The organism is Streptomyces sp. (assembly GCF_031181705.1).
Lineage (GTDB): Bacteria > Actinomycetota > Actinomycetes > Streptomycetales > Streptomycetaceae > Streptomyces.
Genome location: NZ_JAPSKN010000011.1, coordinates 37967 through 63889, shown reverse-complemented (window position 1 = coordinate 63889; position 25923 = coordinate 37967). Strand labels below are relative to the sequence as shown.

19 protein-coding genes and 1 pseudogene are annotated in these 25923 nt (G+C 72.0%); 1 reads left to right on the top strand and 19 read right to left on the bottom strand.

Annotated elements, in window-relative coordinates; translation table 11 throughout:
- The 8 genes and pseudogenes from RIN80_RS04475 to RIN80_RS04440 all read right to left on the bottom strand — a co-directional run.
- A pseudogene (locus tag RIN80_RS04475) lies at window positions 1-1548 on the bottom strand (hypothetical protein); the annotation flags it as partial.
- Window positions 1545-2438, bottom strand: a complete 894-nt coding sequence (locus RIN80_RS04470; RefSeq protein ID WP_309094150.1) for an FAD binding domain-containing protein — start codon at window positions 2436-2438, stop codon at window positions 1545-1547. The pseudogene RIN80_RS04475 and the gene RIN80_RS04470, both read right to left, overlap by 4 nt.
- Window positions 2439-2697: 259 nt before the next feature.
- Window positions 2698-4344 carry a beta-N-acetylhexosaminidase gene (locus tag RIN80_RS04465; RefSeq protein WP_309094149.1) on the bottom strand — a complete coding sequence of 549 codons (1647 nt, stop codon included), beginning with the start codon at window positions 4342-4344 and terminating at the stop codon, window positions 2698-2700.
- Between the two features lie 16 nt (window positions 4345-4360).
- Window positions 4361-5206 carry a carbohydrate ABC transporter permease gene (locus RIN80_RS04460; RefSeq protein ID WP_309094148.1) on the bottom strand — a complete coding sequence of 282 codons (846 nt, stop codon included), beginning with the start codon at window positions 5204-5206 and terminating at the stop codon, window positions 4361-4363.
- Complete coding sequence (locus tag RIN80_RS04455; protein ID WP_375141610.1) at window positions 5203-6138, bottom strand: carbohydrate ABC transporter permease; 936 nt, start codon at window positions 6136-6138, stop codon at window positions 5203-5205. The genes RIN80_RS04460 and RIN80_RS04455 overlap by 4 nt, the downstream gene beginning before the upstream one ends.
- 419 nt (window positions 6139-6557) lie before the next feature.
- Window positions 6558-7856 (bottom strand): extracellular solute-binding protein, encoded by a 1299-nt coding sequence (locus RIN80_RS04450; RefSeq protein WP_309094147.1) that lies wholly within the window; start codon window positions 7854-7856, stop codon window positions 6558-6560.
- Window positions 7857-8067: 211 nt separating this feature from the next.
- Window positions 8068-8349, bottom strand: coding sequence for a DUF3039 domain-containing protein (locus tag RIN80_RS04445; protein WP_031113140.1), 282 nt, complete (start codon window positions 8347-8349; stop codon window positions 8068-8070).
- Between the two features lie 29 nt (window positions 8350-8378).
- Window positions 8379-8951 carry a YqgE/AlgH family protein gene (locus tag RIN80_RS04440; RefSeq protein ID WP_309094146.1) on the bottom strand — a complete coding sequence of 191 codons (573 nt, stop codon included), beginning with the start codon at window positions 8949-8951 and terminating at the stop codon, window positions 8379-8381.
- A 252-nt stretch (window positions 8952-9203) separates the two neighbouring features.
- Between RIN80_RS04440 and murA the strand changes: the two genes are divergently transcribed.
- Window positions 9204-10544, top strand: a complete 1341-nt coding sequence (murA, locus tag RIN80_RS04435) for a UDP-N-acetylglucosamine 1-carboxyvinyltransferase (protein ID WP_309094145.1) — start codon at window positions 9204-9206, stop codon at window positions 10542-10544.
- A gap of 103 nt (window positions 10545-10647) precedes the next feature.
- On the opposite strand, the gene RIN80_RS04430 is transcribed toward murA, so the two are convergent.
- The 11 genes from RIN80_RS04430 to RIN80_RS04380 all read right to left on the bottom strand — a co-directional run.
- A complete protein-coding gene (locus RIN80_RS04430) occupies window positions 10648-10929 on the bottom strand; it encodes an HU family DNA-binding protein (protein ID WP_003990598.1) in 282 nt (93 codons plus the stop codon).
- Between the two features lie 330 nt (window positions 10930-11259).
- Complete coding sequence (locus RIN80_RS04425; RefSeq protein ID WP_309094144.1) at window positions 11260-12693, bottom strand: NAD-dependent malic enzyme; 1434 nt, start codon at window positions 12691-12693, stop codon at window positions 11260-11262.
- 356 nt (window positions 12694-13049) lie between these two features.
- Window positions 13050-15338 carry a UvrD-helicase domain-containing protein gene (locus RIN80_RS04420; protein WP_309094143.1) on the bottom strand — a complete coding sequence of 763 codons (2289 nt, stop codon included), beginning with the start codon at window positions 15336-15338 and terminating at the stop codon, window positions 13050-13052.
- 60 nt (window positions 15339-15398) lie between these two features.
- A complete protein-coding gene (locus RIN80_RS04415; RefSeq protein WP_309094142.1) occupies window positions 15399-16232 on the bottom strand; it encodes a zf-HC2 domain-containing protein in 834 nt (277 codons plus the stop codon).
- Window positions 16232-16753, bottom strand: a complete 522-nt coding sequence (locus RIN80_RS04410; RefSeq protein ID WP_010039908.1) for a sigma-70 family RNA polymerase sigma factor — start codon at window positions 16751-16753, stop codon at window positions 16232-16234. The genes RIN80_RS04415 and RIN80_RS04410 overlap by 1 nt, the downstream gene beginning before the upstream one ends.
- Window positions 16754-17105: 352 nt before the next feature.
- On the bottom strand, window positions 17106-17699 hold the full coding sequence (locus tag RIN80_RS04405; protein ID WP_309094141.1) for an ABATE domain-containing protein: 594 nt from the start codon (window positions 17697-17699) through the stop codon (window positions 17106-17108).
- 821 nt (window positions 17700-18520) lie between these two features.
- On the bottom strand, window positions 18521-19672 hold the full coding sequence (locus tag RIN80_RS04400) for a uroporphyrinogen-III synthase (RefSeq protein ID WP_309094140.1): 1152 nt from the start codon (window positions 19670-19672) through the stop codon (window positions 18521-18523).
- Window positions 19673-19788: 116 nt separating this feature from the next.
- Entirely contained in the window at window positions 19789-21174 is a 1386-nt protein-coding gene (locus tag RIN80_RS04395; protein ID WP_309094139.1) for a nitrate/nitrite transporter, read from the bottom strand.
- Window positions 21175-21387: 213 nt separating this feature from the next.
- Window positions 21388-22617, bottom strand: coding sequence for an acyltransferase family protein (locus RIN80_RS04390; RefSeq protein WP_309094138.1), 1230 nt, complete (start codon window positions 22615-22617; stop codon window positions 21388-21390).
- A complete protein-coding gene (locus tag RIN80_RS04385) occupies window positions 22614-24806 on the bottom strand; it encodes a bifunctional polysaccharide deacetylase/glycosyltransferase family 2 protein (protein ID WP_309094137.1) in 2193 nt (730 codons plus the stop codon). Before RIN80_RS04385 ends, RIN80_RS04390 begins: the two co-directional genes overlap by 4 nt.
- 300 nt (window positions 24807-25106) lie before the next feature.
- Window positions 25107-25923, bottom strand: an 817-nt coding sequence (locus RIN80_RS04380) for a hypothetical protein (protein ID WP_309094136.1), incomplete at its 5' end; no start/stop codon positions are given.

Genomic DNA, 25923 nt, shown 5'->3' with positions numbered 1-25923 from the left:
TACGCCCGCGTGCTCCGGTCCGTGACCCGGTACGCCCGCGTGCTCCGGTCCGTGACCGGGTGCGCCCGGCTGGTCCGGTCCATGGCCGGACAGGTCCGGCCGCTGCGGCTCGTGACCGTGTTCGCCGGTCCGCTCCGGGGCGTGGCCGGGGAAGCCCGGCGACGCCTCGTGGTCGGCGTAGCCGGAGGGGCCGGGCGTGGGGTCGGCGTAGCCCGCGGACTCCCGCGCGTGGCCGGCGAAGTCGGCGGACTCCGGCTCGTGGCCGGCGAGGCCCGAGGCCCCCTCCGCGTGGCCGGCGAATCCCGGGGACTTCGGCCCGTGACCGGTGAAGTCGCCGGACGCCTGCCCCTGGCCGGCGAAGCCCGAGCCCTCCGGCCCGGGACCGGCGGTCTCCGCCCGGTCCGGCCCGTCGGCGGCGCCCGAGGGCTCTGTGGCGGCGTCCGTGAAGCCCCGGGGATCCGTCCCGGGAGCCGCGAAGCCGGACTGCTCCGGCGCGTGGCCGGGCGTCGACGGTCCGGCGGCGTGCTGCGGTGCCGTGTGCTCAGCCGGGCCCGCGCCGTGCGGCAGGTGGGTCGCGTGCCCCGGGGCCGTCTCGTGCGGCAGCGATCCGGCGGGAGGTTGCTCCGGGGCGTGCGCGCCCCGCGTGCCCGGCTCCGCCGGGTATCCGGAGGCGGCGGGCCCGGCGTCCTCCGGCCGGCCGTGGCCCTGCCCGGGCAGGAACCCGTGCCCTTGCTCGGCACCGTGCGCCTGCCCCTGCTCGGCCCCGTGCCCGTGCGCCGGGTCGTGCCCGTGGGGCGCGTTGTCCGGGTGACCCGGGTCGTGGCCGACGCCCTGGCCGTATCCGTGCCCCGGCTCGCCCCCCTGCGGGTACGCCCCGTCCTGCCCCGCCGAATCCTGCGGAGCCTGCTGTCCCCACGGCCGGCCGGCCGCCTGGGTCGCCCAGGGGGCGGGCGCGCCGCCCGGGAGCGTGGACGGCGGCGTGCCGCCCCACTGCTCGACCAGGGACGAGGTCGTGAACTCGCCCGACTCGTCCGGCAGGTCCCCCCCGGCGACGGGGATGGACCACTGCCCGGTCACGTCGTGTCCGGGCGCGGTCTCCGCCGCCGCCGGCTCCTCGAAGGTCCACTGCCCGGTGAGGCCCGGGTCGTACGGGGTGAAGCGGTCGTCACCGCCGTGCTGCCCGGCGCCGGAGCCGTACGGCGCGTCGGAGGTGCCGTACGGCTGCTCCCCGGCGTCCTGGCCCTGCTGCTGGTGCGCCGCGTGCGGGTCGTGCCACTGGGCGCCGTCGACGGGCGCGCCGGGCACCGGCCACGCGCCCGTGGCCGCCGGGTCGGTGCCCGCGGTCGTGGCGGGGGCGACCGTTATCTGCGGCGGTACGTAGCCGTGGCCCGGCGCGGCGAGCGGGCTGTCGGCGGCCAGCAGGGCGTCGACGCCCCCCTCGGGCAGTTCCACGAAGGCGGTGGCGCCGTCGTCGTACTCGCCCTGGGGCAGCGGGTCCCAGCGGCTCGCGCTGCGGGGCGTGCCCTCTCCGTGCTGGTCGTCGGTCACGACAGCGCCCTCCCCAGTGCTCGTCGGGCCAGCGCGGCGACGGTGCGCCGCAGGTGCAGTACGGCGGGCGGGAGCTGCGGTACGGAGCCGTCCTCACCCGGGGCCGCGTCGGGGATGCAGGCCGCGGCGACGTACTCCCCGAAGGCGTTCAGGGCCTCGGGGACGAGCGTGCGGCTGTTGTCCCAGTCGATGAGCCGGCCGACCCACTGCTCGGCCTCCAGGGGCCGCAGCGGCATCGGCGCTATGGCGCCCACCGCGCAGCGCACGCCCCGGCGCGCGGGGTCCAGGACCAGCGCCACGGAGGCGACCGCGCGACCCGGGCCGGTGCGGCCGGTCGCCTTCAGGAAGACCTGTGGGGCGTGCAGCAGCGGCACGCGCACGTAGCCGATGAGTTCACCGGCGCGCAGCGTGTCCATCCCGGCCAGCAGGTGGGACACCGGGATCTCCCGGCGGGCTCCGCCCGGGCCCGCGATGATCAGGGTCGCCTCCAGGGCGGCCAGCACCGGCAGCGCGTCGCCGGTGGGGGCGGCCGAGGCGATGTTGCCACCGAGGGTGCCCGCGTTGCGGATGTGCGGCGGGCCGGCGGCGCGCGCGGCGGCGGCGAGCGCGGGGATGAGCGCCGCGAAGTCGGGGCGTCCCATGCGCGCGTGCGTGAGGCCGGCCCCCAGCAGCGCGTGACCGTCCTGGTACTGCCAGCCGCGGATCTCGCTGATCCGGCCGAGACCCACCAGCGCGGCGGGCCTGAGCTGCCCGGAGTTGACGGCGGCCATCAGGTCGGTGCCGCCCGCGACGGGCACGGCGGCGGGCACGGCGGTGAGTGCCGCGACGGCCTCGTCCAGCGTCGTGGGCAGCGTGACGGCCTGCGCCGCCTGCGGTGCGTGCGTGGTCAAACCGGCTGCCCCTTCCCGCTGCCCCACCTGGTCCCACCTGTGCTGCCGTACGGTACGTGCTGACAGGGCGGACGTGGCAACTCTGGCACATCTTGGCGAGAGCCGAAGACACGGGTCCGCTAGGAGGCATTCGCCCACCTCACCGGGGAGATGGTCCGTTTTCGCACAGGTTCACCAGTGCATGCCGATTGGCACTTTCGGTGACCCTTGTGCGCTTTTTCCGTGGCCTGTTCGAGCTGTTCGGTCGTGGCGGCCGGTGCTACCGGCGGGGCGGCGGGCCGTCGATCGGGCGGCCCAGCACCCCGGGTCGCCGCTGCCAGGGCAGCGGGCCGGCGGGTGGCCGGTAAGCGACGCCCAGGGCGTCGAGCCGCCGGTAGTGGGCGGCCATACGGCGCTCGAAACCGGCGAAGTCCCGTTCCGCCGGGGCGGGCAGGGCGCTCCAGGCGACCTCGGAGAAGGCGGCGAGCCGGGGGAACGCCTGGTAGTCCACGCGCGCGTGGTCCTCCATCACCTCCGTCCACAGGTTGGCCTGGGTGCCCAGCACATGCCGGGCCTCATCGGGCGTCAGCTCCGGGGGAACGGGCTCGAACCGGTAGACGTCCTCCAGGGTGCGGACCCACCCGATCGGTACCGGCTCCTCGGGGCCCGGCGCCTGACGGTGGTCCAGGTACACCTGCTGCTCGGGGCACATGACGACGTCGTGGCCGGCCCGGGCGGCGGCGATGCCCCCGGCGTAGCCGCGCCAGGACGACACGGTCGCGCCCTCGGCCAGACCGCCCTCCAGGATCTCGTCCCAGCCGATCAGCCGGCGCCCGCGCGCGGCGAGCCAGGTGTCGAAGTGCCGGACGAACCAGGACTGGAGCTCGTCCTCGTCCGCGAGCCCGAGTTCTCGGATGCGCGCCTGGGCCGCCTCCGACCGCCGCCACTGCTCCTTGGGGCATTCGTCGCCGCCGATGTGGACGAACTCCGAGGGGAACAGCGCCAGCACCTCTTCGAGGACGCCCTCGTAGAAGCGCAGGGTGTTGTCGGTGGGGGCGAGTACGTTCGGGTTGATTCCCCAGGTGTCCCACACGGAGAGCGCGGAGGTGTCGATGACGTCGGTGTTGCCGAGTTCCGGGTACGCGGCGATGGCGGCCTGCGAGTGTCCGGGTACGTCGATTTCGGGGACGACGGTGATATGCCGCTCGGCGGCGTAGGCGACGATCTCCCGGATGTCGTCCTGGGTGTAGTAGCCGCCGTGCGGCTTCTCCTCCCACAAGGGGGAGGCGCGGTGGCCTGTTTTGGTCCGGGCGCGCCAGGAGCCGACCTCGGTCAGCCGCGGGTGCCGCTCGATCTCGATGCGCCAGCCCTGGTCGTCCGTCAGGTGGAAGTGGAAGACGTTGAGTTTGTGCGCCGCCATCAGATCGAGGTAACGCAGAACGCCTTCCTTGGGCATGAAGTGCCGGGCGACGTCGAGCATCAGGCCGCGCCAGCGGAACCGGGGGGCGTCCTCGACGGTGACGGCGGGCAGTTCCCACGCCCGCTCGCCGGACACCGGCGCGCGGCGGAAGGCCTCGGGGCCGAGAAGCTGCCGGAAGGTCTGGGCACCCCAGAACAGGCCGGCAGCGCTGCCCCCTTCGATGAGGACCCGCCCGGCGCCCACCGTGAGGCGGTACGCCTCGGGCCCGCCGAGATCGGGCCGGACCCGCAGGTGGAGACCGCCCGCGCCGCCGGTGCCCGGGTCCAGCGGCAGGCCGGTCGCCGCGCCCACGGTCGCCCGCAGCCACCGCGCGGCCCGCTCCGCGCCGGGGCCCGCCGCCACGCCGGTGTCCGCGTCGAGCACGAACCCCGGCCCGTTCCCGGTCTCGATGCGCAGGGGCGCCGGAATCAGGCCCGCCCCAGGAGGAGTCACGTCCTCAGTGGTCACGTCGGGAGGAGTCACGTCAGTCCTTCACCGCTCCGCCCAGTCCGGAGACCAGGCGCCGCTGTACGAGTACGAAGAAGACCAGGACCGGAATCGTCATCACCGTGGAAGCGGCCATGACACCGCCCCAGTCCGGGTCGTCGGGCTTGTAGAAGACCAGCAGGGCCATCGGCAGCGTCGACTGCGAGGTGTCGCTGATGATGAACGACTTGGCGAACAGGAAGTCGTTCCAGGCGGAGATGAAGGAGAACACGCTGGTGGCCACGAGACCCGGCAGGACGAGGGGGAAAAGGATCTGCCACAGAAATCGCGCCCGGCTCGCCCCGTCGATGTACGCGGCCTCCTCCAACGCCTCCGGAACGGCTTTCACGAACCCCCGCAGCATCCAGATCGCGAAGGGCAGCGAGAAGGCGATGTGGGGCAGGATCAGCGAACCCAGCGTGTTCAGCTGACCGGCGTCCCGCATGAGGAAGAACAAGGGGATCGTGAGGGCTTCCACGGGCACCATCTGGGCCACCAGAAACATGATCAGCAGGGTGGTCCTCATACGGAAGCGGAATCGCGTCACGGCGGTCGCGGCGAGAAACGCGATCAGCGCGGAGGCGATGACGACACTGCCCGCGACGATGAGGCTGTTGAGGAAGTAGCGGCCGAATTCCTGTTGTCCGAGGACGCGTTGGAAGGAATCCAGGGAAGGCGCGAGTGTCCACGGCCTGGGTTCGCTCGACTCGATCTCCCCGGCCGGTTTGAAGGCGCTGAGCACCATCCAGTAGAGGGGGAAGGCGACGACGACCGCGATCAGCAGGGCGGATGCCTCGGCGGCCAACCGGCCCGGACGGCGCACACGGGCGCGAAGAAGATTCACAGTTCCTCCCCCTGCCGGCGCAGCAGCCGCAGGTACACCAGGGTGACGGCGAGCAGGATCAGCAGCATCACGACGCCGATCGCGGAGCCGAGACCGTACTGCGAGGACGCGAAGGCCTGTTGGTAGGCGTAGACGTTCAGGACCAGGTTCTGGCCGGCGATGCCGCCGCCGTTCGTCATGACGTAGATCTGCGTGAAGACCTTGAAGTCCCAGATGACCGACTGGATCGTGACGACGACCAGGATCGGCCTGAGCATCGGGGCGAGGACGGAGCGCCAGATCCGCCACTGGGAGGCGCCGTCGAGGGAGGCGGCCTCCAGCACCTCCGTGGGTACGGCGCGGATGCCGGCGTACACGGTCACCATCACGAACGGGAAGGAGCACCAGACCACTTCGAGCAGGACGAGGAAGAAGGCGCTGATCCGGCCGTACGTCCAGGAGTGGTCGCCGAGGCCCAGCATCCGGTTGACCGGGCCGAAGTCCGGGTCGAAGAGGAACAGCCACACCGTGGACCCGGTCACGGCCGGGGTAGCCCACGCGCCGAGGGCGGCGAGCATCAGCGCGAGGCGCGGTACGGACCGCACGCGGGTGAGCAGCACGGCCAGGGCGCATCCGGCCGCGAGGGTGGAGACGACGCAGGCCGTCGCGAACAGCACGGTGGCGAGCAGCACCTGCCAGAACTGGGGGTCCCCGAACAGCTCGGCGTAGTTCCCGAACCCCTCGAAGGTGGCCGGCTCCCCGCCGCTCACCTGCGCCTGCGTGTACTGGAAGAACGAGATCAGCCCGAGCTGGTAGATCGGGTAGACGAGCAGTCCGCCGAGTACGACAAGGGCGGGCGCGAGGTACAGCCAGGGCGTCCACCCACCCGACACGAGCGGCGAGGCCCCGGCCGCGCCCCGGCGCGCCCCACGGCCCTCACGGGCCTTTGCCACGCGCGGCTCACCGGCGTCCGCGACGGTGGCGGGGACGGGACCCGAGGGCGGCCCGGCCGACGCCACGAGCACCTCGGCGACGGCCGCCGCAGGCGCGGCAGACCGGCCGGCCCCCGGGCCGCGTTCGCCTCCCGGCTCCCCACCACCCACCGCGCCGCAACCGGCCGGCCCGGCCGCCATGGCGGGCGCGCTCCCGGCCGAACCGGTCTCCACGGCGGGCGCGCTCCCGCACGAACCAGCCGCCCCGCTCCCGTCCGGCCCGCTCCCGGCCACAGCGGCTCCGGCCGTCTCGCTCGCGGTGGCGTCGGCCCCCACCGGTCCGACCCCGGCCCCCGCCGTCGCAGCGGAGTCGGCGGCCTGCGCCGATCCCGCCCCAGGACAGCCGCTCCCCGCCTGCTCCGTGCGGTCGTTCATGCCGTTCACCCCGCGGAGCCGAACGCGGTGTTCATCTTCTTCGCGGCGTCCTCGGAGGCCTGCGCGACGTCCTTCTTGCCGCTGATGACCTCCTGGAACATGGTCGGCAGGACGAGCTGGGAGTCGATCTGGGCCCAGGCCGGGGACGCGGGGACGAACCTGGTGCCGGCCGAGAGGGTCTGGACGAAGGGCTTCACGAAGGGCTCCTCCCGGGCGACCTGCTGGCGCACGTCCGTGAAGGTCGGCAGGAAGCCCATCGCGTCGAAGAGCTCGGTCTGGGTCTTCTTGGAGGCCAGCCGCCGCATCAGGTCGACGGCGAGCGTCCGGTGCGAGGTGCTCTTCAGGACGCCGATGTTGTTGCCGCCGGCGAAGGCGGGCGCGATCGAGCCGGGCTTCACCCCCGGCAGCGGGGCGACGGCGTACTTGCCCTTGACCTTCCCGGCCTCGACGGCGGTGTGGCTGAAGTCGCCGCCGATGGCCATGCCGGCCTTGCCCGCGGCGAACGCGGAGATCGTGTCGTTGCCGCCCATGCCCGCGCACTTGGCGGCCGGGCAGTTGTCGTCGCCGAAGAGGGAGGTGTACGCCTTGATGCCCTTGCGGGCCTGCGGGCTGTCGATGCCGGAGGCGTACGAGCCGCCCTCGCCGCTCGCGAGCTCACCGCCGTTGGCCCACACGAACGGCATCGCGCCGTAGGTGTAGGCGCCGCCGACGACCAGGCCGTACAGCTCCGGCTTGGCCGCGCGTATCTCGCGGGCGGTGGAGGCGAGTTCGGCCATCGTCCTCGGGACGGACAGGCCGAGTTCCTTGAAGACGTCCGTGCGGTAGTACAGGGCGCGCACGCCGACGTAGAAGGGTGCGCCGTAGACCTTGCCGTCCACGGTGACCGACTGCTTCGCGGTCGGGTCGGTGTCCTTCGCCTCGCCCCAGTCGCCGAACTCCTCGGTGACGTCGAGGAGTCCGCCGTCCTTCACGTAGCCGGCCGTGTCGGTGTTGCCGTACTCCATGACGTCCGGAGCGGAGGCGGGGTCGTTGAAGGCGGCCTTGACGCGCTGGGCGCGGGTGTCGATGGGGATGTACTCGACGTCGACCTCGGTGCCCTCGTGGGCCTTCTCGAAGTCGGCGACGACGGAGTCGACGACCTTCTCCTTGGGCGCGTTGCCGACCTCCTGGAAGAGCCACACGCGCAGCGTGCCGGTCTTCTCGTCCTTGTCGGAGGAGGTGTTGCCGGAGGTCTGGGGGGCGCAGGCGGTGGCCAGGAGGGCGGCGAGCGCACCGAGGCCGACGAGACGGGCGGACAGCTTCATGGAGTGCTCCTCCGAGGGAGTGTTGCAACATGCGCAATGAAGGTTTCGCTGTGCACAACACTTCGGAGGCTAGGGACTGCATGAACACGCCCACAAGAGGTCTCAACCACTCTGTGACCGGCAGACGCACCCCGTGCAACGCCCGGACAGCACAAAAGCCTCCAGGGCACGCAAAACGCACCCTGGAGGCTTTACACCGCGCGGACCGGGCCTACTTGTCGCCCTTGCCCTTGTCGTCGCCGCCGGAGCCCATGGACTCGTAGATCTCCTTGCACATGGGACACACGGGGTACTTCTTCGGGTCGCGGCCCGGAACCCAGACCTTGCCGCACAGCGCCACGACGGGGGTGCCGTCGAGGGCGCTCGCCATGATCTTGTCCTTCTGGACGTAATGGGCGAAGCGCTCGTGGTCACCGTCACCGTGAGAGGTCTGCGGCGTCGGCTCTACGAGGGTCCCCGTACCAGTCCCGCGCTCGGGCTCGAGAGTGCTCATAGGCCCAAGGGTACTGAAGCTCACACGCATCAGTTGAGCGAAGGGTCGTCGGGGTACGTCGCCACCATCGCCAGCTCGTTGCGCTGGCGGCGCAGCACCTCGCGCCATAGCCGCTCCGGGGACGGGGAGGACACGTCGCCGGGCTCGGACTCGACGACGTACCAGGCGCCGTCGACCAGCTCGTCCTCCAGCTGGCCCGGGCCCCAGCCGGCGTACCCGGCGAAGATCCGCAGGGAGCCGAGGGCGGAGGCCAGCAGCTCGGGCGGCGCCTCCAGGTCGACCAGCCCGATCGCGCCGTGCACCCGGCGCCAGCCCAGCGGAGCGGCCTCCCCGGTCGCGCCGCCGGGGACGACGGCGACCCCGAGGGCCGAGTCCAGCGACACCGGGCCGCCCTGGAAGACCACGCCGGGCTCGACGGCGAGATCCCCCCAGCCCTCCAGGATGTCGCCCACGTCCACCGGGGTGGGGCGGTTGAGGACGACACCGAGGGACCCCTCCTCGTCGTGGTCGAGGAGCAGCACCACCGCGCGGTCGAAGTTCGGGTCCGCCAGGGCGGGCGTGGCCACGAGCAACCGCCCTGTGAGCGAGGACACCTCGGTCATGCCAGACATGATCCCGCATCTTCCCCTCCCGTGGGGAGCGATGCGGGCGTCCGGAGTGCGCGCAGCTCAGGGCGCACCGATGCGCCCGCCGCGCACGAAGGTGATCGTCACCCCACGTGCCCGGCACGGAACGGTTCGTGTTGTGACAGAGCTATGACGCGGCCGGGTCCGCCTCAGGCTTACAGAAGGGGGGTGGAGGGCGATTACCCTTTCCCTCCTGGCCCCTGCCCGACTCCACGGAACGCGAGATTCATGACCGTCAACGACGATGTCCTGCTTGTCCACGGCGGAACCCCGCTGGAGGGCGAGATCCGTGTCCGCGGTGCGAAGAACCTCGTACCGAAGGCCATGGTGGCGGCGCTGCTCGGCAGCGCTCCGAGCCGGCTGCGCAATGTTCCGGACATCCGCGACGTGCGAGTCGTACGGGGTCTGCTGCAGCTGCACGGTGTGACGGTCCGTCCGGGTGACGAGCCCGGCGAACTGGTGATGGACCCGACGCGCGTGGAGAGCGCGAACGTCGCCGACATCGATGCCCACGCCGGTTCCAGCCGTATCCCGATCCTGTTCTGCGGCCCGCTGCTGCACCGCCTGGGCCACGCCTTCATCCCCGGCCTCGGCGGCTGCGACATCGGCGGCCGGCCCATCGACTTCCACTTCGAGGTGCTGCGGCAGTTCGGCGCGAAGATCGAGAAGCGGGCGGACGGCCAGTACCTGGAGGCGCCGCGGCGGCTGCGCGGCACGAAGATCCGGCTGCCCTACCCGTCCGTGGGCGCGACCGAGCAGGTGCTGCTGACGGCCGTCCTCGCCGAGGGCGTCACGGAGTTGTCCAACGCGGCCGTCGAGCCGGAGATCGAGGACCTCATCTGCGTGCTGCAGAAGATGGGCGCGATCATCGCGATGGACACCGACCGGACGATCCGCATCACGGGTGTGGACCAGCTCGGCGGCTACAACCACCGCGCCCTGCCGGACCGCCTGGAGGCCGCGTCCTGGGCGTCGGCGGCGCTGGCCACCGAGGGCAACATCTACGTCCGCGGGGCGCAGCAGCGCTCGATGATGACGTTCCTGAACACCTACCGCAAGGTGGGCGGTGCCTTCGAGATCGACGACGAGGGCATCCGCTTCTGGCACCCCGGCGGTCAGCTGAAGTCCATCGCGCTGGAGACGGACGTCCACCCGGGCTTCCAGACCGACTGGCAGCAGCCGCTGGTGGTCGCCCTGACGCAGGCCACGGGCCTGTCCATCATCCACGAGACGGTCTACGAGTCCCGCCTGGGCTTCACGTCCGCGCTGAACCAGATGGGCGCCCACATCCAGCTCTACCGCGAGTGCCTGGGCGGCTCCCACTGCCGCTTCGGCCAGCGCAACTTCCTGCACTCCGCGGTCGTCTCCGGCCCCACCAGGCTCCAGGGCGCCGACCTGGTCATCCCGGACCTGCGCGGCGGCTTCTCGTACCTCATCGCGGCCCTGGCGGCCCAGGGCACGTCCCGGGTCCACGGCATCGGCCTGATCAACCGCGGCTACGAGAACTTCATGGAGAAGCTCGTGGAGCTGGGCGCGAAGGTGGAACTGCCCGGCAAGGCGCTCGGGTAAGCGCCCGCAGTCACGCCAAAGGGGCGGCCACCCGGAACCGGGTGGCCGCCCCTTTGATGTCACTCACTGTGGCCCGTACACCGCCGGCGTACGGACGACAGGGTTACTTGCCCTTGGCGGCTTCCTTGAGCTTCGAGCCCGCGGAGACCTTCACGCTGTAGCCGGCCGGGATCTGGATGGGCTCGCCGGTCTGCGGGTTGCGGGCGGTGCGAGCGGCACGGTGGGTGCGCTCGAAGGTCAGGAAGCCGGGGATGGTGACCTTCTCGTCCCCCTTGGAGACGATGTCGCCGACGACGTCGGCGAACGCGGCCAGCACGGCGTCGGCGTCCTTGCGGGTCACCTCGGCGCGGTCGGCCAGCGCGGCCACCAGCTCACTGCGGTTCATGTTGTTACTCCCGTGTTCATCTTGCCGTTGAGGCGTCAGATCGAAGCCGATGCTGCCAGGGTCCTCGTTGAGTCCCCGGACCCGGGTCCGTCGTCAGACCCTCGCGCCCAGGGACGCATCCTGCCCCTACCTGCGGCGGGAAAGCCAATCCGGCACCCGCAGGAGTCGTGAGAACACCCTTGGGGAGTCACACGAAAAGAGGGCCTGAGCCTGGCCGCCACGATAGCTCCGCTGCTGACGGGGGGCGTGCGACGCGCCGGTCCCCCGGCTGCCGTGGGGTTGCTCACAGTCCGGGGACGGCCGTCCCGAAGGCCCTGGGACGCCTCGCCCTCAGACCGCGGACGGGCTGTTCGCCGTCGCGCCGGCCGCCTTGGCCGCCTCCCGCACCGCACCGGCCACCGCGCCCGCGACCTTGTCGTTGAAGACGCTCGGAATGATGTAGTTCGGGTTCAGCTCGTCCTCGGTCACCACGTTCGCCAGGGCGGTCGCGGCGGCCAGCATCATCTCCGTGTTGACCGTGCGGGACTGCGCGTCCAGCAGGCCGCGGAAGACGCCCGGGAAGACCAGCACGTTGTTGATCTGGTTCGGGAAGTCGGAGCGGCCCGTGGCCACAACGGCCGCGGTCTGACGGGCGATTGCCGGGTCGACCTCGGGGTCGGGGTTCGCGAGCGCGAACACGATGGCGTCCTCGGCCATGGCGGCCACGTCGTCGCCGTCCAGAACGTTCGGCGCGGAGACGCCGATGAAGACGTCCGCGCCGCGCACGGCCTCCTTGAGCGTGCCGGTGAGGCCCTCGGGGTTGGTGTTGTCGGCGATCCAGCGCAGCGCCGAGTCGGGGGCGGCGTCCACCAGGTCCTCGCGGCCGGCGTGCACCACGCCGTGGATGTCGGCGACGACGGCGTTCTTGACGCCCGCGGCGAGCAGCAGCTTGAGGATGGCCGTGCCGGCGGCGCCGGCGCCGGACATCACGACGCGGATGTTCTCGATCGCCTTGCCCGCGACGCGCAGTGCGTTGGTGAGCGCGGCCAGGACGACGATCGCGGTGCCGTGCTGGTCGTCGTGGAAGACGGGGATGTCCAGCGCCTCGCGCAGCCGGGCCTCGATCTCGAAGCAGCGCGGGGCGGAGATGTCCTCCAGATTGATGCCCGCGAAGCCCGGGGCGATCGCCTTGACGATCTCGACGATCGCGTCGGTGTCCTGGGTGTCGAGGCAGATCGGCCAGGCGTCGATGCCGGCGAACCGCTTGAAGAGCGCGGCCTTGCCCTCCATGACGGGCAGCGCGGCCTTGGGGCCGATGTTGCCCAGGCCCAGCACGGCGGAGCCGTCCGTCACGACCGCAACGGAGTTGCGCTTGATGGTGAGGCGGCGGGCGTCCTCGGGGTTCTCGGCGATGGCCATGCAGACGCGGGCGACGCCGGGCGTGTAGACCATGGAGAGGTCGTCACGGTTGCGGATCGGGTGCTTCGACGCCATCTCGATCTTGCCGCCGAGGTGCATGAGGAAGGTGCGGTCCGAGACCTTGCCCAGGGTGACGCCCTCGATGCCGCGCAGCTCCTCGACGATCTCGTCCGCGTGCGCGGTGGAGGTCGCCGCGATCGTGACGTCGATGCGGAGCTTCTCGTGACCGGACGCGGTGACGTCGAGGCCGGTCACCGAGCCTCCGGAGGACTCCACGGCGGTGGTGAGCTGCGAGACGGCGGTTCCGCTCGCGGGCACCTCCAGCCGGACCGTCATCGAGTAGGAGACGCTGGGCGCCGTTGCCATGGCCGACTTCCTCTGCTTTCACCTGACGCTGTTTTGTGCCGTCCGATCGTCGCACCTACCGCTCGGTAGCGGGTAGCCGCCCTCTATTGCGAACGTTTTGTTCGCGGAACCGGCAGACGAAAGAGACCCACGTCACGCTGACGTGGGTCTCTTTCCCGATGAGGTGGCACCGACCCGCCATGCTCGCCTCGCGGCAAGTGGTCGCTCGTAGCGACGAAGGTTGGGCCCGGGGGCTTGGATCGGGCCGGTGCCACGTCCAGGCTAACAAACGGATCGCGTAAGGCCATTCCCGTACCGGGAGTTCATTTCGCCGACAAGTGGGTAACGGGCCGCCCGGGCCGGGATCCGCCGTCGCGTCAGTCCCTGAGCAGGTCGGGCACGCCCGCCGCGTCGGGCTCGTCCCGGTCCGCGGAGACGACCGTGAGCTGCTGGGTTGCCCGGGTCAGCGCGACGTAGAGCACCCGCAGTCCGGCCGGTGACTCGTCGGCGATCTCCGCCGGTGAGACCACCACCGTCGCGTCGTACTCCAGGCCCTTGGCCTCCAGGCTGCCGAGGGCCACGACCCGGTCGCCGAGTCCGGCGAGCCAGCGGCGGGCCTCCTCGCGGCGCTGCATGGCGACGACCACGCCGACCGTGCCGTCGACGCGCTCCAGCAGCCGGGCGGCCTCCTCGCGGACGGTGGCGCCCAGGGTGTCCTCGACGACCGTGAAGCGCGGTTCGACACCGGTGGAGCGGACCGCCTTCGGGGAGACGGAGCCGGGCATCGCGAGGGCGAGGACCTTCGCGGCGAGTTCGGCGATCTCGGCCGGGTTGCGGTAGTTCACGGTGAGCTCGAAGCGGCGGCGCGGGCGGGTGCCGAGGGCCTCGTCGCGGGCCTCGGCGGCCTCGTCCGGGTCGGACCAGGACGACTGCGCCGGGTCGCCGACGACCGTCCAGGTGGCGTGCCGGCCGCGGCGGCCGACCATGCGCCACTGCATCGGGGTGAGGTCCTGCGCCTCGTCGACGATGACGTGGGCGTACTCGACGCGCTCCTGGGCGAGCCGCTCGGCCCGCTCCCGCTGGGTCTCCTCGCGCACCGGCATCAGCTCCTCCAGACCGGTGAGCTGGTCCAGCGGGTCGAGCTCGCGCTTCCTGCGGGGGCGGGCCGGGGCGCCGAGGATCGCCTGGAGCTCGTCGAGCAGCGCGATGTCGTGCACGGAGTACCCGTCGCGCTTGAGGGAGCGGGCGACCTTGCGGACCTCGCCGGGGTTGAGCAGGCGCCGGGCCCAGCGGCCCAGGCGGCGCTCGTCGGCCATGGCGTCCAGGACGGCGGCCGGGGTCAGCTCCGGCCACCAGGCGTCGAGGAAGGCGAGGAAGTCGTCCTCGGAGGTGATGTCCTCGTCGAAGGAGGAGCGCAGCTCGGCGGCGAGCTCCGGGTCGGTGTGCCGGCCGGCCGCGCCGGAGCGCTCCCACAGGGCGTCCAGCAGGAGCTTGCGGGCGCGCGGGCGCAGCAGGTTGACGGGGGCGGTGCCGCCGAGGGCGGCGCGGCGGATGCCCGCGAGCTCCTCGGCCTCCAGCTCCAGGCGGCGGCCGAAGGCGACCACGCGCAGCCGGGTCGGTGAGTCGTTCGGCTCCAGGGCGCCGCGCGCGGCCTTGCGCAGCACCTTCAGCATGCGCGAGGAGCCCTTGGCGCGGGCCACGGCCGGGGAGTCGTACAGGGTGGCCTCGGCGCCCTCGACCAGGGAGCCGATGGCGCGGATGGCGACCTGGCCCTCCTCGCCGAGGGAGGGCAGCACGCCCTCGGTGTAGGCGACGAGCAGCGGGGTGGGCGAGACGATCAGGATGCCGCCCGCGTACCGGCGCCGGTCCTGGTAGAGGAGGTAGGCCGCGCGGTGCAGGGCGACGGCGGTCTTGCCGGTGCCCGGGCCGCCCTCGACGTACGTCACGGAGGCGGCGGGGGCGCGGATGACCAGGTCCTGCTCGGCCTGGATGGAGGCGACGATGTCGCGCATGGTGTGGCTGCGGGCCTGGCCGAGCGCGGCCATCAGGGCGCCGTCGCCGATGGCGGGCAGTTCGCGGCCGTCGAGGAAGGCCGTGAGCTCGGGGCGCATCAGGTCGTCCTCGACGCCGAGCACCTTGCGGCCCTTGGAGCGGATGACCCGGCGGCGCACGACGCGGCCGGGGTCCACGGGCGTCGACCGGTAGAACGGCGCCGCGGCCGGGGCCCGCCAGTCGATGACCAGCGGGGCGTAGTCCTGGTCGAGCACGCCGATGCGGCCGATGTGCAGGGTCTCGGCGATGTCGGCGGTGTTGTCCGGGCGCACCGCGCCCTCGGCCGGCTCGATGGCGGTGTACGCGCCGTCCGGCCCCTTCTTGCCGTCCTTGCCGAGCAGCAGGTCGATCCGGCCGAAGAGGAAGTCCTCGAACTCGTTGTTGAGCCGGTTGAGGTGGATGCCCGCGCGGAAGACCTGGGCGTCCCGCTCGGCCAGGGCGCCGGGCGTGCCGACCTGGCCGCGCTGGGCCGCGTCGTTCATCAGGAACTCCGCCTCGTGGATCTTCTCCTCGAGGCGCCGGTACACCCGGTCCAGGTGTTCCTGTTCGACACCGATCTCGTGGGCTCTCAAGGAGTCTTCGAGCGCGGCTTCCTGTTGAGCCTGAGCGGCCACCGGGCCCCCTTCTGACGTGCTGGGCAGCCGTCCACCGTACGCGAAGGGGACCCGGTAAGGCTACGCGTCGACCTCGACCAGCCGCTTCCCGTCGAAGGTCACGACCTCGAAGTGGTCGATCTCGTTCGGCTCGAAGGCGGCGCCGCCCTGGACGTACAGCGGCTGCCTGGCCTTCTCCGTCCTGGCGTCGGGGAGGCCGTAGCCCCACTCCGGGACGGACCAGGAGGACAGGGTCTCCCGCTCGCCGTTCTTGCCGACCGCGACGAGGGCGCACTTGAGCGGGCCCTTGACGTTCTTGAGCTCGGTGACCACGCCCGTCCCCCAGTCCTTCTTCTGGAGGGCGACCGTCGCGGTGACCTTGGTGGTCGGGTCGGTGGCGGAGATCTTGTCGGAGATGCCGTCGAAGGCCTCCTTGGCGGGGCTCGCCGCGAGCGGGCGCTGCTGCGTGCCGCCGCTGTCACCGCCGCCGCCGTTCGTCGCGACCGCGACGAAGGGGCCGCCGATGATCAGCGCGCCGGCCGCGGCCACCATGTAGAAACTGCGGCGGCGCTTCTGGGCGCGGCGGTCGGCGACCTCGTCGACCAGCTTCTCCACCAGGCGCGGCCGGGGCTTCGCGGACAGCGACTCGCCGATCGCGGGCGTGCTGCCGGAGCCGGGCAGGTCGGCCAGGGCGGCGAGCATGGGCTCCATGCCGGCCAGCTCGTCGAGCTGCTGGGCGCACCATTCGCAGGTGGCGAGGTGGGCCTCGAAGGCGGTCGCTTCGGCGTCGTCGAGGATGCCGAGGGCGTAGGCGCCCACGGTCTCGTGCTCGTTCGGCACCGGAGATTCCTGCATGGGGCCAGACATACCCATGCCTCCCGTACCGAACCCTTGGTTACCCCCGTAAACACTCATCACGCCGTCACCCCCCGCTCCTCCAGTGCCAGCTTCATCGAACGCAGGGCGTAGAACACCCTGGAGCGGACCGTCCCGCTGGGTATGCCCAGGGTCTCGGCCGCCTCATTGACGGTACGCCCCTTGAAGTACGTCTCGACGAGCACCTCCCGGTGAGCGGGGGTCAGGTCGTCGAGTGCGTCCGAGAGGGTCATCAGCCACAGCGCCTTGTCGATCTCGTCCTCCGCGGGGATGACCTCCAGCGGCGACGGGTCGACCTCCTGCGGCCGGGCCTGCCGGCTGCGGTGGCCGTCGATGACGATGCGCCGGGCGACCGTCACCAGCCAGGGGCGTACCGATCCGGTCGCCCGATTGAGCTGACCGGCGTTCTTCCAGGCACGGATGAGCGTTTCCTGCACGACGTCCTCGGCGCGCTGCCGGTCTCCGGCGACCAGGCGCAGGACGTATGCCAGCAGGGGTCCGGCGTGTTCGCGGTAGAGCGCACGCATCAGCTCCTCGTCGGGTTCCGAGGGCTGGGACATGCGATGTCGGGCCCTCGGTGCTCGTTCATTGGCCACGACGGAATCCTTGCGCACGCCCACCTCCGATGTCCGGGGGTTCCCCCAGTCGGTCGCTCCACAAGCCGTACGGAAGCGAGCCGTTGGATGTTCAAAGGAAGGCGACAGATTTCTTCGAACTGCCGTGACGAGCGGGACATGGGGTCACATTCCCACCCCGCGTTCTTTACATTTCCGCCACACCGGCAAGATCAAGTCGAGCCTTCGCTACGGGGCCGTAGACAAACGGCGTGTAATCGAAATCACTTCGACAGCGGGGTCACAGAAGTCGCATTCAGGACACGGAATTTCAGTGCACGGACCACTCAATTCCGTTTCACGCGCGGGCGAGTGCGGCACGGCGGCGGTGCCGGGCGACGCGTTCGCGGTTCCCGCAGACCTCGCTGGAGCACCAGCGCCTGCGGCGTCCACGGGAGGTGTCGAGGTAGACGATGCGGCAGTTGTCGCCCTCGCACTGGCGCAGGGCCGCACGCGCGACGGGGTCGGTGAGCAGGTCGACGGCGTCCCGGGCCACACAGGCGAGCAGGGCGGCGCAGTCGGGCGGGCCGTCCAACTGCCGTACGAGCCGGCCGCCTTCGCCGCGGACCGCGCGGGGCGCCGGGGGCGCGGTGCGGGCCAGGTCGTTGACGCGCGCGAGCGCGAAGTCGTACGTCGTCACGCCGGAGCCCGGCCGGCCACGCACCAACCGGTCGATCTGGGTGCGCAGTTCGCGGAAGGCGGCCGGCCAGGTGGCGTCGGCGTGGGCCAGGGCGGTGTCCGCCGGGACCAGCCCGGAGCCGGTGATCCAGGCGCGCAGCACGGGCAGGGAGTCCAGCCGCTCCTGCGGGTGGGTGGTGGAGAGCAGATCCAGGCAGATCCGCCCGGCGTCGAACCGCAGCTCGTACGGGGCCGTGGCTGTACCCAGTGCCATGTGCCTGTCACCGCCTAGGTCGGTGAGACGCCGGAGTGGGGCTCCAGAACCGTTCCCCTCTTACAGTGCCCGCCCCGGGCTGCGCCGGAAAGACCTCACGCGGAGGCAGGCCGGAGAAGGGGTCCGGACGGGGTCCCGGGCGAGTCCCGGCGGGGGCGGCCCGGCCGCTGCGGCGGGGACTCCCGGGGCTTGGGAAGCTTGGGGACTTCTGCGGCAGCAGGGCAGGACGTGGCGGTCCGGCGACGCCTCAGGGCTGCCTGGCGCCTGGCGATACGGCTGCACGCCGAGGCCGCGCGGGGCCCGGCCACACGCCGTGGCGGCCAGACGAACCTGCAACACCCCGAGGCCGCGCGGGGGCCCGGCCGTATTGCGTGGCCGCCAGGCGAACCGGTCGCACTGCGAGATCGCCCGACAACCCGGCCGCACGGCACGGCCGCGCAACGGCCCAGCCGTGCTCTCCAGCCACCAGGCGAACCGATCGCACTTCCAAGACCGCCCATCAGCCCGGCCTGGTCCAAGGCCGCCCATCAGCCCGGCCTTACCCCATAGCCCCCGTCAGCCCGGTCGAACCGCAAGGCAGGGCGACGGCCCGGCGGCCATATCACGCGACACCGGACGAACCGGTCACGCTGCAAGATCGCCCAACACCCCGGCCGCACTGCAACACCGCCGAACAGCCCGGCCGATCCGCAGCACCGCGCGACGGCCCTGGCCCGCGCTCCCGCCCGTCCAGCCACCCGGCCACGCCCCCGACCACCCGGCCACCCGTCGTGGCACCGGTCACTCACCTCGGCGGATTCTCGCTCAACCCCCGGCGCGCCTCACGCGTCCGCGTACTTCGTCTCCGTCGCCGGGTCCAGGGCCAGGCGGTAGCCGCGTTTGACCACCGTCTGGATGAGCTTGGGCGTGCCCAGGGCCGTGCGCAGGCGGGCCATGGCCGTTTCGACGGCGTGTTCGTCGCGGCCGGAGCCGGGCAGGGCGCGCAGCAGCTCGGCGCGGGCGACGACCCAGCCGGGGCGCCGGGACAGGGCGCGCAGCAGGGACATGCCGGCCGGCGGCACGGGCTTGAGCTCGCCGTCGACCAGCACGGCGTGACCGCGGATCTCCACCCGGTGCCCGGCGACCGGCAGCGCCCGCGCCCGCGCGGGCAGCTCCTGGCAGAGCAGCTGCACGAGCGGCCCGAGCCGGAAGCGCTCGGGCTGGATCGTGTCAATGCCGCGGGACTGCAGCGGCAGGGCCGTGACCGGGCCCACGCAGGCCGGCAGCACGTCGTGGCTCAGGGCGACCAGCACCTCGGGCAGCAGCCCGCGCTCCTCCGCCCGGGACAGCAGCGAGGCCGCCGCGGGTGCACTGGTGAAGGTGATCGCGTCCAGGCCCCGGGAGACCGTCGCGTCGAGGAGCCGGTCCACCGGGCCGAGATCCTCCGGCGGCATCCACCGGTACACCGGCACCCCGACCACCTCGGCCCCGCCCGCCCGCAGCGCCTCCACGAACCCCGGCAGCGGCTCGCCGTGCAGCTGGATCGCGACGCGCTGTCCCTCCACGCCCTCCTCCAGCAGCCGGTCGAGGACCTCCGCCATGGATTCCGAGGAAGGCGACCACTCCTCCGTCAGCCCGGCGGCCCGGACCGCTCCCTTCACCTTCGGCCCGCGCGCCAGGATCCGTACGCCGCCCAGCCGGGAGAGCAGGTCCTCGCCCAGGCCCCAGCCGTCGGCGGCCTCGACCCAGCCCCGGAAGCCGATCGCGGTCGTGGCGACCACGATGTCGGGTGCCTGCTGGATGATGTCCTTCGTCGCGGCCAGCAGTTCGCTGTCGTCGGCGAGCGGCACGATCCGCAGGGCGGGGGCGTGCAGGACGGCGGCGCCGCGCCGCTGCAGCAGCGCCCCGAGCTCATCGGCCCGGCGCGCGGCCGTCACACCGACGGTGAAACCCGCCAGCGGTCCGTGGTCGGGTCGTCGTTCTTCCTCGTACATGGCTCTCGTCCCGCACTCGAGTCGTCGTACTGCGTGGTACGGCGTACCTGCATGCCGATCGAGCCTGTCAACGGCTCGTGACAGGCCCGGATCGGCGTGATGTCGCCAGTGTTACGTCACACCTCGGCGTAGCTGAGCTGCGGCTTCGCCTCCGAGGCCGCCGAGGTGGCGGGTACCCGGGGTGCCGTGCGCCGAAGGTATACGGCCCACGTGACCGCGAAGCACACCGCGTAGAAGGCGAGGAAGGCGACGAAGGCGCCGGTGCCGGAGCCGTAGGAGAGGAAGGACTGGCGGAAGGCCAGGTTGATGCCGACACCGCCGAGCGCGCCCACCGCGCCGATCAGGCCCATCGAGGCACCCGACAGCCGCCGCCCGTACGCCGCTGCCGCCTCACCCTCGAGCCCCCTGGCGATCGCCTTGTTCTGGAAGATGCCCGGGATCATCTTGAACGTCGAGCCGTTGCCGAGCCCGCTGAGCACGAACAGCACCACGAACGCCCCGGTGAACAGGGCCAGCGACTTCTCCATGGAGGCACCGATCAGGACCGCCGTCGCGACGCCCATCGCCACGTAGTTCCACAGGCTGATCTTCGCGCCGCCGTAGCGGTCGGCGAGCCAGCCGCCGAGCGGACGGATCAGCGAGCCGAGCAGCGGGCCGATGAAGGTGACGTACGCGGCCTCCAGCGGCGTGCGGCCGAACTGGTTCTGCAGGACCTGGCCGAAGGCGAAGCTGTAGCCGATGAAGGAGCCGAAGGTGCCGATGTAGAGGACGGACATGATCCACGTGTGGGCGTCCCGGGCGGCGTCCTTGGCGGCACCGGTGTCGTTCTTGACGTTCTCCAGGTTGTCCATGAACAACGCGGCCATCACGGCGGCCACGACGATCAGCGGGATGTAGACGCCGAGCAGCACGCGCGGGCCGCCGCCGGCGCCGATGATCGCGAGCGCGGCCAGCTGGATCACCGGTACGCCGATGTTGCCGCCGCCCGCGTTCAGGCCGAGGGCCCAGCCCTTCTTCCGCAGCGGGAAGAAGGCGTTGATGTTGGTCATGGAGGAGGCGAAGTTGCCGCCGCCGACGCCGGCGAGCAGGCCGACCAGCAGGAAGGTGGAGAAGGAGGTGCCCGGCTCCATCACGGTGAACGCGGCGACCGTCGGGACCAGCAGCATGCCGGCCGAGATGATCGTCCAGTTCCGTCCGCCGAAGACGGCGACGGCGAAGGTGTAGGGGACGCGGACGACGGCGCCGACCAGCGTGACCATCGAGGTCAGCATGAACTTGTCGGCGGGGGTCAGCCCGTACTCGGGGCCCATGAACAGCACCAGCACGGACCACAGGGTCCAGACCGAGAAGCCGATGTGCTCGGACAGCACGGAGAAGTAGAGGTTCCGGCGGGCCACCTTCTCGCCGGTCTCCTTCCAGAACGTCTCGTTCTCGGGATCCCAGTGCTGGATCCAGCGGCCGCCCCTGCTCGGGGGTGCGGGTGCCGTGCCGGGGCCTGTCATGACGCCTCCACTGTGCTCCGGGACTCGGTGGTACTTCGAGTGACTGGTCCCGAAGGTAGGGAGGACGCGTTTCGCGCCTGTGCCGGTGAGTGACCGCGAGGGAACGTTGCTCTCACCCCGCGCCCGGGCGGGATGAGAGGTTCCGCCGCTTTTTGGGAATCAGCGCGCGGAGGCTGCCCGTACGGATTCGGCTTGGCCGGCGGCTGATCCGGTTCAGCCGCCGGTCGCCGCTCTCCTCCGCTCCCCGTGCCGTCCCCCGCGCCGTCCCTCGCCCCGGGGCTCACCACTCGGCCACAACCGAGGCTGCTGCCTCGCCGCCAGGTCCTCAGCCCAGCCGAAGGCCAGGATGCAGGCGCCGATGAGGAACCAGGTCAGGGCCAGGACCGGCCACGGGCTTTCCAGGAGGCCGGGGACGTTCTGTTCCAGGAGGGGGAAGGCCCACAGGTGGTCCCAGAGGGTCGCCGCGATCAGGATGCAGACGTTGTGCCAGAGGTAGATCGTGACGGCCCGGGAGTTGAGCAGGGTGATCGTGCCGGCGAACGGGCGCAGCCGGCGCGGCCAGTCGGACCAGGACGGGCTGACGTGCAGCAGCAGCGCCACCGTGGCGAAGGACCACAGGGCCTGGGCCAGCGGCATGCTGTCCAGGTCGTTGCCGGTGCCGAAGTCGTGGTGCAGGGCGTACCAGAGGCCGGCCAGGGCGATGACGGGTGCCACGGACGGGACGATGTAGCGCGGCAGGCGCCGCAGGATGCCCTCCTGGTGGGCCATGCCGAGGATCCAGCAGGCGCCGAAGGTGGAGAAGTCCGTGAACGCCGAGGGGATCCGCTCACCGGGCAGGGCGAGCCAGCCCTGCTCGAAGGCGACGGCCAGGACGATCGGCGCGGACAGCGTGAGGACCGGCAGGGCGCGCAGGGCCTTCAGCAGCAGCGGGGACAGCAGGACGTACCAGAGGTAGGCCCGGATGTACCACAGCGGGCCCGCGAGGTCCGCCGCCCAGTTCTCGCCGATGACGCCGTGCACGCCGGGCAGCCCCTCGGCGTACGGCGGGTCGCTGAACGGCACGATCCAGAAGGCGAGGTGGAGCCACCACCAGCCGGGGTGCCCGTCCGCGTCCGGACCCCAGCCCTGCAGGACCATGCCGGTGACGCCGACGACGCCCAGCAGCCACAGCGGGGGCAGCAGCCGCCGCATGCGGCCGCGGATCACCTGGACCGGCGGGCGCTTCAGTGAGCGGGCCATGAGGTTGCCGGCGAGCGCGAACATCACGCCCATGGACGGGAACACCAGCGGCAGCCAGGCCCAGCCGGTCAGGTGGTACAGCACGACACGGAACAGCGCGAGGGCGCGCAGCAGGTCGAAGTAGCGGTCACGCCCGGGCTTCGGCGAAGGGGTCTGTTCCTTCGGCGGGTTCGGCGGGGCCTCGGCGGCGGGAGCCGTGGTCATGCGACCGGCCTCCCGTCCATCTGCTGCTGGGGCGTGGCGCTCGTGCCCCCGGGCAGCCCCACCGCACCCGTGCGCCGCAGCTTCTGCCAGCGCAGCCGGCCGCCGGTGAGGGCGGTGATCCAGGACTGCAGCAGGACGACGTACATGAGCTGCCGGTACAGGAGTTGCTGCAGCGGCAGGGAGATGAGGTGGGTCATGCGTTCCTTGTCGAGGTGGAACGCGTAGGCCGCGCACACCCCTTGTACGGCGAGGACGCCCAGCCAGGCGCCGATGGTCTTCTCGGTCGGGCCGAACACCAGGCCGTAGAGCAGGAACACGTCGATCAGCGGGGCGAGCAGCGGCGCCACGACCATGAACATCGACACCAGCGGCAGGCCGACCCGGCCGAAGCGGCCCGAGGGCCCGCGGTCGACCAGGGCCCGGCGATGCTTCCAGATCGCCTGCATCGTGCCGTACGACCAGCGGTAGCGCTGGGACCACAGCTGCTGCACGGACTCGGGGGCCTCGGTCCAGGCGATGGCCTTCTCCGCGTAGACGACGTGCCAGCCGTCGCGGTGCAGGGCCATGGTGATGTCGGTGTCCTCGGCGAGCGTGTCGTCGCTCATGCCGCCGACCCGTTCCAGTGCGCTGCGCCGGAACGCGCCGACCGCGCCGGGGATGGTGGGCATGCAGCGCAGCACGTCGTACATGCGGCGGTCGAGGTTGAAGCCCATCACGTACTCGATGTGCTGCCAGGCGCCGATGAGCGAGTCGCGGTTGCCGACCTTGGCGTTGCCGGCGACGGCGCCGACGCGCGGGTCGCCGAAGGGCTGCACGAGTTCGCGCACGGTGGCCGGCTCGAAGACGGTGTCGCCGTCCATCATCACGATGATGTCGTGGCGGGCGTTGGCGATGCCCCGGTTGAGGGCGGCCGGCTTGCCCGCGTTGAGCTGGCGGACGACGCGCACGCCGGGCAGGCCGAGGTTCTCGACGATGCGGGCGGTGCCGTCGGTGGAACCGTCGTCGATGACCAGCACCTCGATGGGGTGGTCGCTGGCCACCAGGGAACGGACCGTCTGCTCGATGCACTTGGCCTCGTTGTAGGCGGGCACGAGCACGGACACCGGTTCGGTGACGGGCTCTCCCCAGCGGAAGCCCTTGCGCCGGACCCGGCGGGCGTGGGCGACGGAGAGGATCAGCATCAGCCCGAGACGCCCGAAGACCAGCACGCCGACGACGGCCAGGCCGGCGACGAGCACCCCGGTCATCTGCTCCGAGGCCTGCACCAGGAAGACCCAGGCGTCGCCCTTCAGCGCCTCCAGGCCGGCGACCGGACTGTGCGCGCTCGGGGCGTCCAGGGCACCGGTGAGCGTGTGGAAGCGGTAGCCCTTGTCCTGCAGTCCGGAGATGTACCGGCCGAGCGCGGCCACGGTCTGGGAACGGTCGCCGCCGGAGTCGTGCATCAGCACGATGGCGCCCTTGCCGCCCTTCGGTGTGGCATTGCTGATGATCTTCTCGACGCCGGGCCGGCGCCAGTCCTCGCTGTCGGTGTCGTTGACGATGGTGATGTAGCCCTTGCTGCCTATGTACTCGGTGACCGGCCAGGAGTTGTTGTCCATGTTCCGGGCGTACGACGAGTAGGGCGGGCGGAACAGCGAGGTGCGGATGCCGGCCGCCCCGGCCAGGGCGAGCTGGTTCTGGGACAGTTCCCAGTCGACGCGGCTCCTGCTCTGCAGGGACAGGTCGGGGTGGTTGAAGGTGTGCAGGCCGATCTCGTGGCCCTCGTCGACCATGCGCTGGACGAGGTCCGGGTAGCGGGAGGCCATGGTGCCGGTGATGAAGAAGACGGCCCGGGCGTCGTGCTTCTTCAGCACGTCGAGCACCCTGGGCGTCCATTCGGGGTCGGGACCGTCGTCGAAGGTCAGGACCAGCTCGCGGTCCGGCAGTTTGAGACTCTTGGGCTTCCCGTCCCGGGTGTCGATGACGGGACCGCCCTTGAGGATGTCCTTCGGGACACGGTCGTTGGCGGCGGGCGGGCCGACGCGGTGGTCGGCGAGGATCTCGCTGTGCACGTAGCCGCGCAGCATGAGCATCGCCATCAGCGCGACGAGCACGAGCAGGGGCAGCAGCAGGCGCATGGGCAGGCGACGGCGCCTGGAGCCCCCACGGGCTCGTGACGCTGGCCCGGAACGGCGGACAGGGGATGCCATGGGTGGTGGTACCTCGGGTGGTGCGAGTCGGGTGCTGCGGGGACGGGTGATACGGGGACGGGTGATGCGGCGGGAGGGGGTGCGGGGTCCGGGTCGGGGTCGGGCCGACGGCCCTTGACGGCCCCGGGGTGAGGGGCCGGTGTCACCGAACGGGTGTGACGGAACGGATCGACGGGACGACACCGGCGGAGCGGGGCGGCGCCTCCCCTCAGGGGGCGTCCGGCCGGGGCGATGCACCGGAACAGTCCCGCCGCAGCCGCCACGGCCACCGCCACAGCCGGCGCCACGGTCGGCGGCCGGCTAGACCGCGGGTGTCCCGGCGACAGGCTGCGGCTTGGCCGGGCCCTCGGCCACCGTGCCGGTGTCGCCGCCGTCGCCGGTGCCCGTGGTCGTGGTCGGCTCCGGCGTGGAACCGCCCGTGGGTGCCGGGTCGGTGGCCGGTGTGGTCGGCGGGTCCGCCGGTTCGCTCGGGGCCGGTTCGCTCGCGCCGGTGTCCGGGGCCGGTGCGGTCCGGGTCGCCTTCGGCGTGGGCTCGGCCGACGTGCCGGGACGGCCGGTGCCTGCGGTGGCCTCCGGCCGGAACGCGCTGGGGCCGGACGAGGGCACCGTCGTCCCGCCGGCGGTCGGCGTGCCGCTCGGGGCGGTGGCGCCGGGGTGCGAGGCCGGGGCCGACTCCGCCGGCAGCGGCGGGCTGTCGACCTGCCCGGCCGGCGGGTTCTCCTGCTGGCCGGGCACGGGGAGCCAGGGCGCGTTGGAGTTGCCCGACAGCAGCGTGGCGACGATGACGACGGCGTAGATGCCGCAGGCCAGGGCGATGGCCATGCCTATGCGCCGGAAGCGGCGGCTGCGGCGGCCGGACTCGTCGACGAAGACGGGCCGGTCGGCGGCGGGGGCGACACCGGGTCCCTCCTTCACCTGCCGGACGAAGCCGTCCCCGAGCTGTACGGCGTCGAGCTGGACCGTGACCTCGTGCGGGTCGTGGGTGTGCTCGGCGGACTCGGAAGCGGTACCGGCGGAACCGGCTTCGGATTCGTCCGGGTCGGCCTCCGCCGGCTCCTGCCAGGGATCACGGACCGCCGGCCGGGCCCCCTGGAGCGTCGAGGACACCTGGGCCGTC